A 14,060-nucleotide genomic window follows, 5' to 3' on the forward strand; every position below is an offset into this window, starting at 1 on the left:
CCAGCATCCACCGGCCCGGGGCAGGTGACCAGCGGTCCCGGTCGGGTCAGCCGATGGGGCGCGGGGTGCGGGGCATGGCCAGCGCGGTGAGCAGGCTCAGCCCCACCACGGCGGTGCTCACCGCGAAGGCGACCTGGAAGGAGAACACGTCGGTCAGCCACCCGGCGACCAGCGGACCGACCACGGCACCGAGGTCGGCGACCATCTGGAAGACCGCGACCAGCCGCCCGCCGCGGCCCGGGCTGACGTCGCCGATGATCGCCGCGGGCACGCTGGCCAGCAGTGACGCGGCCAGGCCGAAGGTGGCCATGGACAGCAGGAACAGCCCGGTGGCCGGGGGCAGCACCAGGACCGCCATCGACGCGGTGGCCAGCGCCGAGCCGAGCACCAGGGACGGGCGCCGTCCCCAGCTGTCCGAGAGCCGGCCGGCGCGCAGCAGGCCGACGGCCTGGGCGACCGACCCGGCCAGCAGGCCCGCCCCGGCCCAGGCCACCGTCTTGCCCAGGTCCTCGGTGACGTACAGCGGCACGAGCGAGTTCCGCACCCCGAACAGCACCCAGCCCACCCCGAGGTTGGCCGCCAGCGCGGCCAGGTAGGCGCGGGAGCGGAACGCCGCCGCCAGCCCCGGGGCGGCCGCCGGGTCCCCGACCGGGGACGGCGGCGCGTCGGCGGCGGGGTCGTCGGCCTCGGGAGCGGGGCCGGCGGTCGTGGTCGGCGACGGCCGGCCGAGCATCACCAGCGCCACCGCGCCGGCCACCAGCAGGAACCCGGAGTACACGAAGAACGGCAGCCGGGGGGAGACCTCGGTGAGGAACCCCCCGGCCGCCGGGCCGGCGATGCCGCCGAGGATGAAGCCGCCCTGGTAGGTGGCCGCGGAACGCCCGCGCTGGTCGGGCGGCGCGGTGCGCAGCAGCAGCGACAGCGCGGCGACGGTGAACAGCGCGCTGCCGATGCCACCGGCCGCGCGCAGCGCCACGAACAGCGGGAAGTCCCCGGCCAGCGCGGCCAGCCCGGTGGTCACCGCCACCATCACCAGGCCGGCGGCCAGCACCGTCCGCTCGCCCAGCCGCTCGACCAGCGAGCCCCCGGCGAAGGCGGAGACGAACCGGAAGAAGGCGAAGGCGCTGACGGCCAGCCCGACCGCCGTCGTCCCGACGCCGTAGTCCTGCACGAACAGCGGGATGGCCGGGGCGACGACGCCGAACCCGAGCGCGACCACGAAGGCGACGATGGCGAGGACGCCGACCTCGCGGGGCAGGGGGTCGGTCCCGCGGCGGCGTCGCACGAGGACCGATCCTGACAGGGCACGCGGCCGCTCCACCGTCCCGGGGGCGGCTCGGCGGGGCGCCCGTCGCGGTGGTACGGGTCAGGGCTCCAGGACCAGCCGACCGGTCACCTCGCCGGCGCGCAGCCGGTCCAGTGCCTCGTTGACCGAGGCCAGCGGCAGGGTCGCGGCGACCGGCGGGGTGAGGTCCCCGGCCGCGGCCAGCGCGACCGCGGCCTCCAGCTCGGCCACGGTGTTGCCGACGCTGGCGACCACCCGCTGCTCGGACACCACCAGGGACAGCGGGCTCACGGTCACCAGGTCGGCGCTGTAGCCGACCAGGACCAGCCGGCCGCGGCGCCCGAGCACCGCGGTGGCCAGCTCGAGCGTGGCGGTGACCCCGGCCAGCTCCACCACGACGTCGGCGCCCTGGCCCCCGGACAGCCGCGTCACCGCGTCCGCCGTCCCCTCCGGTCCGACGGCGAGCGCCGCGCCGGCCGCGCGGGCGGCGTCCCGGCGTCCCGGGTGCCGGCTCACCGCCACCACCGTCGCGCCCCTGCGGCGGGCCTCCTGCACCGCGGCCAGCCCGACCCCGCCGCTGCCCAGCACGACGACCACCTCGCCGGGCTCGACGGCGGCCTCGGTCAGCGCGTGCACTGCCGTCGTGCCCGCGCAGCACAGCGGGGCCGCGGCGGGGAAGGAGAGCTCGGCGGGCAGCCGGACCAGGCAGTGCGCCGGGACCACGACGTGCTCGGCGAAGGCGCCGTCCGCGGCGAAGGCGAGCACCCCGCGCGGGGCCAGGCACAGGTTCTGCCGGCCGCGTAGGCACCACCGGCAGGAGCCGCAGAACAGGTAGTAGTAGACGGCCACCCGGTCGCCCTCGGCCCAGCCGGTGACCGCCGCGCCGACCGCGTCCACCGTGCCGGCCGCCTCGTGGCCCAGCGTCATCGGCGTGCGCGACGGCGCGTAGAGGCCGTCGGTGAAGTGCAGCTCCGTGCCGCACACCCCGGCGGCCCGCACCCGGACCCGGACCTCGTCCGGGCCGGGCCGGGGCACCGGGACGTCGTCCAGCCCCAGTGGCCGGCCTGCTGCGTGGAAGCGCGCGGCGAGCATCGGGCAGCTCCCTCCGCCGGTGGGAACCGGATCAGGTGTGGACCGTCGGCGGGGGTCGTCCGCCGTCCCCGCCCGCGCCCGGGCCCCCGTGTGCGCCGCCGAGGCTACGCACCCCCGGGCGGGGCCAGCGGGTCCACCCGGCGCAGGAACGACCTGATGGCCAGGTGGTGCGACAGCGGCTCGCGGTGCCGGTCGCATGCTGTCCAGGTCTTCTCCCGGTCGGGGGTGTGCAGCCGGGGGTTGTTCCACACCAGCAGCCACTGCGCGGGTTCCGCGCACCCCTTGGCCGAGCACCGCACCGGGCCCGCGTTCTCCGTCATGTCACCGAGTCTTCCGCCGGCGTCGCCCGTTTCGTCGGCAGGGCCTGTCAACCTCTCGGGCACCTCACCGCGTGTACCCGGGTGAGGGCCGGCACCGGCCGGCGACGGGGGAGGTGGGCGGTGGGCACGGACGCGGGGCAGGACGGCGACGCGGCGTTCCGGCAGTTCGTGCTCGACCAGCGGCGGTCGCTGCTGCGCACGGCGTACCTGCTCACCGGCGACCACGGGCACGCCGAGGACCTGGTGCAGCTGGCCCTGCTGAAGACCCACCGGCACTGGGGGCGGGTGAGCGGACGGGGCGACCCGACCGCCTACGTCCGCCGGGTGCTGGTCACCACCCACACCAGCTGGCGCCGCCGGCTCAGCAGCACCGAGCAGGTGATGGAGACGATGCCCGACGGCCCGGCCGACCCGGCGGCGGAACGGGACGACGAGCTGGTCCGCGCGCTGCGCGCGCTGCCGCCGCGGATGCGGGCCGTGGTCGTCCTGCGCTTCTACGAGGACCGCTCCGAGGCGCAGACCGCCGAGCTGCTGGGCTGCTCGGTCGGCACGGTCAAGACACAGAGCTCCCGGGCCATGACCCGCCTGCGCGAGCTGCTCGCCCCCACCCGGGTCGACCGAGAGGCAGGACGGCGATGACCCCCGAGATGCTCGAGACCGAGCTGCGCGACCGGCTGTCCCGGGTCGCCGCCCGCAGCGGCGGCACCGCGGGCGACGACCTGGCCGCGGCCGAGTCGGTGCTCGCCCGGCGGCGGGTCGAGCGCCGGCAGCGGATGGCCGGGCTGGCGGTGGCCGCCTGCGTGGCGCTGGTGGTCGTGTCCGTGCCGCTGCTGGTCGGTGGTCCGCCGCCGGACCGGGGCGGGCAGGCCGCGGCGGGCGAGGAGGTGTGGGACGCCCCGGTGCGCGGCTCGCTGGCCGGCGACCGGGCCTTCCTCGACGCCGTCCGGCTGCTGGACTGGTCCGCCGGAGGACCGGTCCCCGACCGGGCCGACCGCGAGGTGGCCTTCGCCGGGGACGTCCCAGGCGGTCGCTGGGTGCTCGTGGTCGGGCGCACCGGCGGCGCGCTGGTCGGGCAGTGGTTCACCGCCGCCCCCGGCGCCGCGCCCGCCGACCTGGTCGCCGACTCCGGCGTCTCGTACCTCGACGAGGACGACCCGGTGACCCGCGTCGCGGGGGAGGCCCCCGGCGGCGCGCTGCTGGTCCTCGCCCGGCCGGGCGAGGAGGTGCAGGTCGCGCAGCGGGCCGTGGTGGAGGCCGACGGCAGCGTGCGCCGGGAGTACGCCCCGGTCCCGACGGTGGACGGCGTCGCGGTGACCGAGGTGGACTCCACCACGGAGGCCGGGATCGCCGCCCGGTACCGGGTGCTGCGGGCCGGTGCGGTGGTGGCCGAGGGCATGCCGGCGGCGCTCAGCTGGCCCAGCCGCACCTTCGACCCGCCGCAGCTCACCCCGCTGCGGCCGGGCAGCTCCGAGCCCGACCCGACGGCGGTCGACCAGGCGATCACCGAGGTCGCCGGCCCGACGGGACTGGACGAGGACACCCTGGACCCGGTGCTGCTGTGGTCCGGGCCGCTGCCGGCGCCGGACGGGGAGACCGCCGACGCGGTCGTCCTGGCCCTCACGATGCCCTCGGGCGCGGTGGTCGTCAGCACCGCCTACGCCGACATCGCCGCGGACGGCTCGGGGGTGGGCGGACCGTGCGGCGCCTCGGCGCACCCGGCCGGCACGCCGGTCGGGGACCTCGTGGTGGTGACGGCGTGCGAGGCGGCCGGCGCCAGCAGCTCGGGGTCGCTGCTGTCCTACCTGGTGAGCACGCCGGCCGGGGTGACCCGGGTCGAGCTGCTCGGCGCCGACGGCGCGCTCCTGGCCGAGGAGTCGGTGGTCGACGGCAGCGCGGTGGTCCGCGACTCCGGTCCGGCCGTGCGCGCCCGGCTGTTCACCGGCGCCATCCCGCTGCCCGAGCAGCCGGTCACCCGCGGCGCCCCCGACGGCCTCTTCGACCGGGTCGCGGGCTGATGCCCGCCCCGGCCGCGGACTCGGCCCTGCTCGTCGCCGCCCGGCAGCTCGCCGACGAGGCGCGCGAGCGGTCCCGCCGGGCGGCGCCCCGGCGCCCGAACGGCGCCGCCTCCCGGCCCGCGGCGGGCGGGCGCCCGGGAAAGCGGTACGGGACGGACCCACCCCGCGGTTAGGGTCCGCGCGTGGACCCCAACGGAGCTGTCGCGGGCGGCGGTGGAGAGCCGGCGATCCGGGTGCGGGATCTGCGCAAGACCTTCCGGGTGCCGGAGCGGGAGGCCGGGCTGCGGGCCTCGGTGCGCAGCCTGGTGCGGCGCACCCACCGGGACGTCGACGCGGTCGCCGGGGTCTCCTTCGACGTGGCGCCCGGGGAGGTGGTGGGCTTCCTGGGCCCCAACGGGGCGGGGAAGACGACGACGCTGAAGATGCTCTCCGGCCTGCTGCACCCCACCGCCGGGGAGGTGACCGTCCTCGGGTCCACCCCCGCCCGCCGGGAGAAGGCGTTCCTGCGCCGGATCACCCTGGTCATGGGCAACCGCAACCAGCTGCAGTGGGACATCCCGGCTCTGGACTCCTTCGAGATGAACCGCGCGGTCTACCGGATCCCCGACGCGGAGTTCCGGCGCACCCGCGACGAGCTGGTCGAGCTGCTGGACATCGGCGACCTGGTGCGCAAGCCGGTCCGCAACCTGTCCCTGGGTGAGCGGATGAAGGCCGAGACCGTTGCGGCGCTGCTGCACCGGCCGCAGGTGCTCTTCCTCGACGAGCCGACCATCGGCCTGGACGTCACCGCACAGAAGCGGATCCGCGCGTTCCTCGCCGAGTACAACCGGCGCACCGGGGCCTCGATCCTGCTCACCAGCCACTACATGGCCGACGTGCAGGCGCTGTGCTCCCGGGTGGTGGTCATCGACTCCGGGGTGGTGCTCCACGACGGCGCGCTGCGCGCGCTGACCAGCCGGTTCTCCCCTGACCAGACCATCACCGTGCAGCTGGTCGACGCCGCCGCGGACCTCTCCGGCTACGGCGAGGTGGTGGAGACGACGCCGGACGGGCGCACCAGCCTGCGGGTGCCCAAGGCGTCGGCCTCGGCGGTCGCCGGGCGGCTGCTCACCGACCACCAGGTCAGCGACCTGACCATCGAGGACCCGCCGATCGAGGACGTCATCGAGCGGCTGTTCACCGCCCGGGGTGCGGCGCCGGCCGAGGGCGGCGCGGCGGTGCGGCCGTGAGCCGGCCGGTCGCGGCGGCGGCCGGGGAGCGGCGCCCGGCCGGCGGGCTGGCGGGCTTCTACGCCGTGGTGATGCGGACGGCGGTGCAGACGCAGTTCCAGTACCGGACGGCGAACTACCTCTACATGCTCGGGATGATCGCCGAGCCGGTGATCTACCTGGTGGTGTGGTCGGCCGTCGCCGACGCGCAGGGCGGCTCGGTGCAGGGCATCACCGCCGGCGAGTTCGCCGCGTACTACATCGTGTGGACCCTGGTCCGGAACATGAACATCGTCTTCACCCCCTACGGCTGGGAGGAGCGGATCCGGCAGGGTGAGCTGTCCGGGATGCTGGTCCGCCCGGTGCACCCGATCCACTTCGACCTGGCCTACTTCGCCGGGTGGAAGGTCGTGGTCATCGTGCTGTGGCTGCCGATCGCCGTCGTCCTGTCCCTGGTCTTCCGGCCCACGTTCGACGTCAGCGCGGTCGAGGTGCTGGTCTTCCTGCTGGCCATCTGGGGCGCCTACCTGATCCGCTCGATGCTGCTGTGGGCCCTCGGCATGGTGACCTTCTGGACGACGCGGGTCAGCGCGCTGTACGAGCTGTACTTCACCGCAGAGCTGTTGCTGTCCGGCCGGCTGCTGCCACTGGTGCTGCTCCCCGGCTGGGCCGGCACCCTCGCCGACTGGGCGCCGTTCAAGTACACCTTCGGCTACCCGATCGAGGTGCTCGCCGGCGACCTCACCACCGGCGCGCTGTGGTCCGGCCTCGCCCTGCAGGCGGTGTGGGTGGCGGCGGGTGCGCTGCTGGTGGCCGTGGTGTGGCGGTTCGGCGTCCGGCGCTACTCCGCGGTGGGGAACTGACGGTGGCGGGGGTCAGGGGCCACCGGGCGGTCCGGTCCGACCGGGACGTCCGGGCGTGGCAGCTGGTCGGGACGTTCCTCCGGGTGGGCGTGCAGGCCGAGCTGCAGTACCGGGCCAACGTGGTCTTCAGCCTGCTGCAGTCGCTGGTCGCCGTGGGCACGTCGCTGGCGGTGCTCGCGCTGGTCTTCTCCCACACCGACTCGCTCGGTGGCTGGTCGGCGGACGAGCTGCTCGTGGTGATGGGCGTGTACGTGCTGATGGGCGGGGTGATCCGGTCGGTCGTCCAGCCGAACATGCAGCAGCTGATGGAGGACGTCCACCAGGGGACCCTGGACTTCGTCCTGACCAAGCCGGCCGACGGGCAGCTGCTGGTCAGTGTCCGCCGGTTCCGGCTGTGGCAGGCCGTCGACGTCCTGGTGGGCGCCGCGCTGGTGGTGGTCGCCGTCGTCCGGCTGGACCGGCCGGTCGGCGTCCTGGCGGTGCTGGGCTTCCTGGTGGCGCTCGCCCTGGGTGCGGTGGCCATCTACTGCTTCTGGCTGGTGCTGACCGTCGGGGCGTTCTGGATCGTCCGGGTCGACAGCCTGGTCGAGCTCTTCGACGGGATGTACCAGGCGGGGCGTTGGCCGGTGAGCGTCTACCCCGGCTGGCTGCGCCTCGGGTTCACCTTCCTGGTCCCGCTGGCCTTCGCGATCACCGTGCCGGCCGAGGCGCTGACCGGGCGGGCGACCGGCTGGTCGCTGCTGGGGGCGGCGGTGTTCACCACCGCGCTGTTCGCCAGCAGCCGGGCGCTGTGGCGGCTGGGTCTGCGGCACTACAGCGGCGCCTCCGCCTGACCGCCGGCGGCACGCCGGAGCGGTGTTGACGGCTGCCGCAGCCGGGTACCGGACGGTCCATGACCGAGTACAGCGGGAACGTCACCGCACCCCAGACCAAGCCCCTCGCCCTGGTCACCGGTGCCTCCAGCGGCATCGGCCTGGAGCTCGCCCGGCAGTTCGCCCAGCACGGCTTCGACGTGGTGGTGAACGCCGAGGACGCCGCGATCGAGACCGCCGCCGTCGGACTGCGGACGGCCGGTGCCGAGGTGCACGCCGTCCAGGCCGACCTGCGCACGTCCGAGGGAGTCGACCTGCTGTGGAGCCGGGTGCAGGGCGTGGGCCGGCCGCTGCAGGCCGCCGCGATCAACGCCGGCGTCGGTGAGGGTGGCGCCTTCGTCGACACCGACTGGGCCGCCGACCTGGAGATCATGGAGCTCAACGTCGTCTCCACGGCCCGGCTGATGAAGCTCGTCCTGCAGGACATGACCGCGCGGGACGAGGGCCGGGTGCTGGTGACCTCCTCGATCGCCTCCACCCAGCCCGGGTCCTACCAGCCGGTGTACAACGCCTCCAAGTCCTTCGTGCAGTCGCTGACCGAGGCCGTGCAGGACGAGCTGAAGGACAAGGGGTCCGCGGTGACGGTCACCTCGCTGATGCCCGGGCCCACGGACACCAACTTCTTCTCCCGGGCGCACATGCTGGCCACCGGGATGGGCCAGGGGCCCAAGGACGACCCGGCGGACGTCGCCGCGCAGGGCTTCGAGGCGCTGATGGCCGGCGAGCGGAAGGTCGTCGCCGCGTCGCTGGCGGTCAAGGCCATGGAGGCGGCCAACAAGGTGCTCCCGGATGCCGTCAAGGCCCTCGGCAACCGGGTCTTCGCCAAGCCCCGCGAGTGAGCACCCGGCCGCTGCCGGCTCTCCTCCCGGGGGAGCCGGGAGCGGTCAGCCGACCAGGGCGCTGATCGCCGCGGCGCAGCGGCCCAGCGCCCCGGTCAGCTCGGCGATCCTGGACCGGGAGAGCCGCATCAAGGGCACGGACACCGCCAGCGCGGCGATCGCGGTGCCGTCGTCCCCGCGGACGGCGACGGCGACGGCACCGATCCCGGCCTCGGTCTCGCCCCGGTTCACCCCCACGCCGGTCTGCCGGACCCGGGCCAGCGACCGCTCCAGCGCGGCCAGCTCCGCCGCGTCCAGACCGGCCGCGGTGGCGCGGCGGGCCAGCTCGGCCGGGTCCAGGGCGGCGAGCAGCACCTTGCCGCCGGAGGCGTGCCGGGCCGGCAGCCGGGAACCGGCCCGGGAGGCGATCCGCAGCGGCTGGCGTCCCTCCTCGCTGAGCAGGAAGACCGCCTCGGTGCCGTCCAGGACCACCAGGTGCACGGTCTCGTTGAGCTCGTCGCGCAACTGGGCGACCAGCGGGCCGGCCAGCTCGACCAGGGTGGCCGTCGACCGGCTGCGCGCGGTGGCGCGACGGAGCGCCGGCCCGGCCCGGTAGCGGCGGTCGGCGGACTGCACGGCGAACCCCCGGTGACGCAGCGTGGCGAGCAGCCGGTGCGCCGTGGACCGGGCGACGCCCAGTTGCGCCGCCGCCTCGCTGACCCCCAGCGAGTCGCGCTCCTGCAGCAGCACCAGCAGCTGAAGTGCCTTGTCCGCGGCGTCCACCAGGTAGGCCGGGGACGGCTCGCCGGTCGTCACCAGCGGAACCTACTGCCCGGACGTTCGCCAGAGCGGGCTCCCGGACGTGGTCGGCCGCCGCCCCCGCCGCGCCGGCTCCGGCCGGCCGGGCACTACCGTGTGTGAGCCGGTCGGGACGGCAGCCCCGCCCGCCGGGTGGGCCGCGCCCCCCGCGCCCGAGGGACGGAGCAGCGCGTGAGCACGCCAGACGGCGGCGGAGGACCCCCCGGCAGCGGAGGAGCGGGTCCCGGCAGGAGACCGCCGCGGGGCAACCCGGTGCCGCTGGTGACCCTCGGGATCGCCGTCATCGTGGTGTGCGTCGTCGTGCTGTTCACCCTGAGCAGTGGCGGGTCCGACGCCGCCGCCCTGCAGACCGGCGACTGCCTCCCGGCGGAGAGCGACGCCGCGGTCCCCTGCGCCGACGACGAGGCCGCCTACCGGGTGCTCGAGACCCGCGAGGACGTGCTGGCCGCCGAGGCGCCCACCGTGTGCGCCGACGTCGACGGCGTGCTCGCCTACGGCTGGGAGGGCCCGGCGGGCCGGCCCGGCACGGCGCTGTGCCTCGGGCCCGTCTGACCGCGACCCGGAACGCGCCCGCGACGCTCCCGGCTGGCACAGTGGAGGGCATGGACGACGTCGTCATCTGCTCCCCGGTCCGCACGCCGGTCGGCCGCTTCGGGGGCGTCTTCGCCGGCCTGTCGGCCAACCAGCTCGCCGCCACCGCGCTGCGCGGACTGGTCGAGCGCACCGGCCTGGGCGAGGGCGAGGTGGACGACGTCGTCCTCGGCAACTGCAGTCCCAGCGGCGAGAACCCCGCGATCGGCCGGATCGCCGCGCTGGACGCGGGCCTGGGCGTCGAGGTGCCCGGCCTGCAGATCGACCGGCGCTGCGGCTCGGGCCTGCAGGCCGTCGTCTACGCGGCCATGCAGGTCGGGGCCGGCGCCGGGAAGGTCGTCGTGGCCGGCGGTGTCGAGTCGATGAGCAACGTCGAGCACTACGCGTTGGGGCTGCGCACCGGCGCGAAGGGTGACGGCGTCATGCTGCACGACCGCCTGGCCCGGGCCCGGGAGACGGCCGGCGGCGTCCACCACCCGGTACCCGGCGGCATGCTCGAGACGGCGGAGAACGTCCGCCGCGAACACGGCATCGACCGGCTGGAGCAGGACGCCTGGGCGCTGCGGTCCCAGCAGGCGGCGGGCGCCGCGATCCGCGAGGGCCGGTTCAAGGACGAGATCATCGGCGTGGAGGTCCCGGCCACCCGCAAGGCGCCGGCCCGGGTGGTCACCGAGGACGAGCACCCGCGCCCGGAGACCACCATGGAGGACCTGGCCGCGCTGCGGCCGGTGATGGGCCGGGTCGACCCCGAGGCCACCGTCACCGCAGGGAACGCCTCCGGGCAGAACGACGGCGCCGCCGTCTGCGTCGTGACGACCCGCGCCGAGGCCGAGCGCCGCGGCTGGGAGCCCCTCGTCCGGCTGGCCGGCTGGGCGGTGGCCGGTGTGCCGCCGGAGACCATGGGCATCGGTCCGGTCCCGGCCACCGCCAAGGTCCTCGAGCAGACCGGGCTGACCCTCGCCGACATGGACCTGATCGAGCTGAACGAGGCCTTCGCCAGCCAGGTGCTGGCCTGTCTCAAGGCCTGGGACCTCGGCAGCGGGGACCGCGAGCGGGTCAACGTCAACGGCTCGGGGATCTCGCTGGGCCACCCGGTGGGCGCCACTGGCGCCCGCATCCTGGCCACCCTGGCCCACGAGATGCGCCGCCGGGAGGTCCGCTACGGCCTGGAGACGATGTGCATCGGCGGCGGCCAGGGTCTGGCCGCTGTCTTCGAGCGGGTCACCTGACCACCGCGAGGGAGCTCTCCGCCGCCCGGATTGCGTCGTCGTCCGGTTGTGGTTGTGTTGAGCCGGGCACAGAGTTCGTCCCGGGGCGGTCCGCGAGCAGCGACCGCCCACCTGCGCCGAGAGAAGGAGACCCCGTGCGGGAGACCCGACAGACCAGCGCACCGGTTCCGACCGAGCGTTCCGCCGCGCAGCCGGGGGTGCCGGCATGAGCGCCCCCCCGAAGCGGCCGGCCACCCGCCGCGACCAGGCCGGGCCGGCCAACGGCGCCCCGAAGGGGGCCGAGAAGGAGAGCGCTGCGCCGTCCACCGGCCCTGACGCGCCCTCCACCGGGACCGCCGCGGGCTCCTCGCCGCAGAACTCCGCCGCCACCGCCGTCCCGGCAGCCGAGTCGGCCACCGGCGGCGACGCCCAGACCGAGCCCGAGCGGGTCGCCGACACCGCGACCGGCCTGGACATGATCCTCACCGACGCCGCCGTCGGCCCGTTGCGCCGGCTGCTGCCGCCGGTCGGCACCAGCGTGCGGCTCGCCGCCGCCCTGGCGCGCCACCCGCGGACGGTGCTCGAGCGCGGTGGCCACCTGGCCGCCGAGATCGCCCGGATCGGGGTGGGCCGCTCCGAGGTCGCGCCGGCGCCGAAGGACAAGCGCTACACCGACCCGGCGTGGACCGGCAACCCGGTGCTCAAGCGCGCCATGCAGGCCCACCTGGTGGCGGCGAAGACCGCCACCGAGCTGGTCGACGCCGCCGAGCTGGACTGGGCGCACGACGAGCGGATCCGCTTCTCGGTGACCAACATCGCCGAGGCGCTGGCACCCAGCAACAACCCGCTGCTGAGCCCGCTCGCCTGGAAGGCGGTCATCGACACCGGCGGGCGCAACGTGGTGAGCGGGACCAAGCGGCTGGTCCGCGACCTGTCCTCGAAGCCCCGGGTGCCCGCGATGGTGGAACCCGACGCCTTCCAGGTGGGCAAGGACCTCGCCCGCACGCCCGGTGCGGTGGTGCTGCGCACGCCGGTCTTCGAGCTCATCCAGTACTCGCCCACGACGCCGTCGGTGCACGCCGTCCCGCTGGTCATGGTGCCGCCGACGATCAACAAGTTCTACGTCGCCGACCTGGCCGAGGGCCGGAGCATCGTCGAGTACATGGTCGCCGGCGGGCAGCAGGTGTTCATGATGTCCTGGCGCAACCCCGACGCCCGGCACGCCGACTGGGACCTGGACACCTACGGCCAGGCCGTGCTGGACGCCATGGCCGCCGCGGAGCGGATCACCGGCTCCGAGCAGAGCAACCTGATGTCCTTCTGCTCCGGGGGCATCATCACCGCCATGGTGCTGGGCCACCTGGCCGCCATCAAGCAGCAGCACCGGGTGGGGTCGGCGTGCTTCGCGGTCACCGTCCTGGACCACGCCCGCGCCGGCACCACCGGCGCCTTCCTGGACGAGAACTCCGCCAAGGAGGCCGTCCGCGCCTCGGCGAAGAAGGGCTACCTGGACGGCGCGACGCTGGCGGAGGTCTTCGCCTGGCTGCGGCCCAACGACCTGATCTGGAACTACTGGGTCAACAACTACCTCGAGGGCAAGCCCCCGCCGGCGTTCGACATCCTCTACTGGAACGCCGACGCCACTCGGATGTCCGCCGGGCTGCACCGCGGCTTCCTCGACCTGGTGGTGGGCAACAAGCTGACCAGGCCGGGTGCTGCCACCATGCTCGGGTCGCGGGTGGACCTGTCCGCGGTCACCGTCGACGCCTACGTCGTGGCCGGGATCGCCGACCACATCTGCCCGTGGCAGTCCTGCTACGCCACCACCCAGCTGCTGGGCGGGGACACGCGGTTCGTGCTGTCCACCGCAGGGCACATCGCCTCCCTGGTGAACCCGCCGACCAACCCGAAGTCGACCTGGCGGACGGCGACGCCCAACACCCCGGACCCCGACGAGTGGCTGGCCGCGGCGCACACCGAGAAGGGCTCCTGGTGGACCGACTACCGCAACTGGGTCGGGGAGCGGGCCGGCGACGAGGTCGACGCGCCGGCGGAGCTGGGCGGCGGCCAGCCCACCCTGGGTAAGGCTCCGGGCACCTACGTGTTCGACAAGTGACCGCCCGGGCGAAGCCGGGATGGGCGGGGGACCCCCAGTTCCGGTCGGTCACGGTGGGCGGCCGGACCCTGCGGGTGTCGGTGCGGCCCGGAGACGGCTCCCTGCCGCCGCTGATCCTGCTCAACGGGATCGGCGCGAGCCTGGAGGTGCTGCAGCCCTTCGTGGACGAGCTGGACCCCCGCCGCGAGGTGATCCGCTTCGACGTCCCGGGGGTGGGCGGGTCACCGCGCCCGGTCATGCCGTACACGATGGTCACCTTCGCGCCGGTCGTCGCCGGGTTGCTGACCGCGCTGGGCCACCGCGGGGCCGTCGACGTCCTCGGCTTCTCCTGGGGTGGCGGTCTGGCGCAGCAGTTCGCCATCCAGCACCGCAACCGGGTCCGGCGCCTGGTGCTGGCCGCCACGGGGACGGGGACGCTGATGGTGCCCGCGCACCCGCGGGTGCTCGCCCACATGGTCACCCCGCGGCGGCACCGCGACCCCGGCTACGCCCGCGCCATCGCCGGGGAGATCTACGGCGGCACCATGCGCCAGCACCCCGAGCGCGCCGCCGAGGTCCTGCACGCGCACACCCGGCTGGGGCCACGGCGGGGCTACTACTACCAGCTGGCAGCCGGCGCCGGCTGGTCGAGCCTGCCGCTGCTGCGGATGATCAAGCAGCCGACGCTGGTGATCGCCGGCGACGACGACCCGATCATCCCGGCCGCCAACCCGCGGCTGATGGCCCGGATGATCCCCGACGCCCGGCTGCACCTGTACTCCGGCGGCCACCTCGCGCTGATCACCGAGGCGCGGGAGCTGGTGCCGGTGGTGGAGGACTTCCTCACCTGACCCGACCTGGCCGACCCGGCCGG

Annotated in this window: 14 protein-coding genes; 10 read left to right on the top strand and 4 right to left on the bottom strand. The window is 75.3% G+C overall.

Translation table 11 applies throughout. From position 1 onward, the window contains the following. Positions 1-46: 46 nt before the first annotated feature. The 3 genes from ACWIX6_RS07930 to ACWIX6_RS07940 form a co-directional block, all read right to left on the bottom strand. Complete coding sequence (locus ACWIX6_RS07930) at positions 47-1,285, bottom strand: MFS transporter (RefSeq protein WP_448616298.1); 1,239 nt, start codon at positions 1,283-1,285, stop codon at positions 47-49. 81 nt (positions 1,286-1,366) lie between these two features. After that, positions 1,367-2,377 carry an alcohol dehydrogenase catalytic domain-containing protein gene (locus ACWIX6_RS07935; protein WP_448616299.1) on the bottom strand — a complete coding sequence of 337 codons (1,011 nt, stop codon included), beginning with the start codon at positions 2,375-2,377 and terminating at the stop codon, positions 1,367-1,369. A 104-nt stretch (positions 2,378-2,481) separates the two neighbouring features. After that, positions 2,482-2,697: a hypothetical protein gene (locus ACWIX6_RS07940; protein WP_448616300.1), complete on the bottom strand. Its 216-nt coding sequence runs from the start codon at positions 2,695-2,697 to the stop codon at positions 2,482-2,484. A 120-nt stretch (positions 2,698-2,817) separates the two neighbouring features. On the opposite strand from ACWIX6_RS07940, the gene ACWIX6_RS07945 reads away from it, so the two are divergent. The 6 genes from ACWIX6_RS07945 to ACWIX6_RS07970 all read left to right on the top strand — a co-directional run bounded on the left by ACWIX6_RS07945 (position 2,818) and on the right by ACWIX6_RS07970 (position 8,494). Then, a complete protein-coding gene (locus ACWIX6_RS07945) occupies positions 2,818-3,336 on the top strand; it encodes a SigE family RNA polymerase sigma factor (RefSeq protein ID WP_448616301.1) in 519 nt (172 codons plus the stop codon). Further along, positions 3,333-4,712 carry a hypothetical protein gene (locus ACWIX6_RS07950; protein WP_448616302.1) on the top strand — a complete coding sequence of 460 codons (1,380 nt, stop codon included), beginning with the start codon at positions 3,333-3,335 and terminating at the stop codon, positions 4,710-4,712. The genes ACWIX6_RS07945 and ACWIX6_RS07950 overlap by 4 nt, the downstream gene beginning before the upstream one ends. A gap of 182 nt (positions 4,713-4,894) precedes the next feature. After that, entirely contained in the window at positions 4,895-5,941 is a 1,047-nt protein-coding gene (locus tag ACWIX6_RS07955) for an ABC transporter ATP-binding protein (RefSeq protein ID WP_448616303.1), read from the top strand. Then, positions 5,938-6,783: an ABC transporter permease gene (locus tag ACWIX6_RS07960; protein WP_448616304.1), complete on the top strand. Its 846-nt coding sequence runs from the start codon at positions 5,938-5,940 to the stop codon at positions 6,781-6,783. Before ACWIX6_RS07955 ends, ACWIX6_RS07960 begins: the two co-directional genes overlap by 4 nt. A gap of 2 nt (positions 6,784-6,785) precedes the next feature. Continuing rightward, positions 6,786-7,616, top strand: a complete 831-nt coding sequence (locus ACWIX6_RS07965) for an ABC transporter permease (RefSeq protein WP_448616305.1) — start codon at positions 6,786-6,788, stop codon at positions 7,614-7,616. Between the two features lie 59 nt (positions 7,617-7,675). Beyond that, positions 7,676-8,494, top strand: a complete 819-nt coding sequence (locus ACWIX6_RS07970) for an SDR family NAD(P)-dependent oxidoreductase (protein ID WP_448616306.1) — start codon at positions 7,676-7,678, stop codon at positions 8,492-8,494. Positions 8,495-8,539: 45 nt separating this feature from the next. Here ACWIX6_RS07970 and ACWIX6_RS07975 read toward each other — a convergent pair whose 3' ends face one another. Further along, positions 8,540-9,289 (bottom strand): IclR family transcriptional regulator, encoded by a 750-nt coding sequence (locus tag ACWIX6_RS07975; RefSeq protein WP_448616307.1) that lies wholly within the window; start codon positions 9,287-9,289, stop codon positions 8,540-8,542. Between the two features lie 174 nt (positions 9,290-9,463). Between ACWIX6_RS07975 and ACWIX6_RS07980 the strand changes: the two genes are divergently transcribed. From ACWIX6_RS07980 to phaZ, 4 genes are all read left to right on the top strand, one after another. Next, positions 9,464-9,844, top strand: coding sequence for an LppU/SCO3897 family protein (locus ACWIX6_RS07980; protein WP_448616308.1), 381 nt, complete (start codon positions 9,464-9,466; stop codon positions 9,842-9,844). Between the two features lie 50 nt (positions 9,845-9,894). Continuing rightward, positions 9,895-11,112 carry an acetyl-CoA C-acetyltransferase gene (locus ACWIX6_RS07985; protein WP_448616309.1) on the top strand — a complete coding sequence of 406 codons (1,218 nt, stop codon included), beginning with the start codon at positions 9,895-9,897 and terminating at the stop codon, positions 11,110-11,112. Between the two features lie 205 nt (positions 11,113-11,317). Further along, positions 11,318-13,207: an alpha/beta fold hydrolase gene (locus tag ACWIX6_RS07990; protein WP_448616310.1), complete on the top strand. Its 1,890-nt coding sequence runs from the start codon at positions 11,318-11,320 to the stop codon at positions 13,205-13,207. Beyond that, positions 13,204-14,037 carry a poly(3-hydroxyalkanoate) depolymerase gene (gene phaZ, locus ACWIX6_RS07995; protein WP_448616311.1) on the top strand — a complete coding sequence of 278 codons (834 nt, stop codon included), beginning with the start codon at positions 13,204-13,206 and terminating at the stop codon, positions 14,035-14,037. The genes ACWIX6_RS07990 and phaZ overlap by 4 nt, the downstream gene beginning before the upstream one ends. Positions 14,038-14,060 lie beyond the last annotated feature (23 nt).

This window comes from Modestobacter sp. URMC 112 (genome assembly GCF_053502575.1).

What these genes read in the sequence shown, in the direction of transcription:
- ACWIX6_RS07990 (WP_448616310.1), top strand. Translation starts at nt 11,318, where the DNA reads ATGAGCGCCCCCCCGAAGCGGCCGGCCACCCGCCGCGACCAGGCCGGG.
- ACWIX6_RS07985 (WP_448616309.1), top strand. Translation starts at nt 9,895, where the DNA reads ATGGACGACGTCGTCATCTGCTCCCCGGTCCGCACGCCGGTCGGCCGC.
- ACWIX6_RS07935 (WP_448616299.1), bottom strand. Translation starts at nt 2,377, where the DNA reads ATGCTCGCCGCGCGCTTCCACGCAGCAGGCCGGCCACTGGGGCTGGAC.
- ACWIX6_RS07940 (WP_448616300.1), bottom strand. Translation starts at nt 2,697, where the DNA reads ATGACGGAGAACGCGGGCCCGGTGCGGTGCTCGGCCAAGGGGTGCGCG.
- ACWIX6_RS07950 (WP_448616302.1), top strand. Translation starts at nt 3,333, where the DNA reads ATGACCCCCGAGATGCTCGAGACCGAGCTGCGCGACCGGCTGTCCCGG.
- ACWIX6_RS07970 (WP_448616306.1), top strand. Translation starts at nt 7,676, where the DNA reads ATGACCGAGTACAGCGGGAACGTCACCGCACCCCAGACCAAGCCCCTC.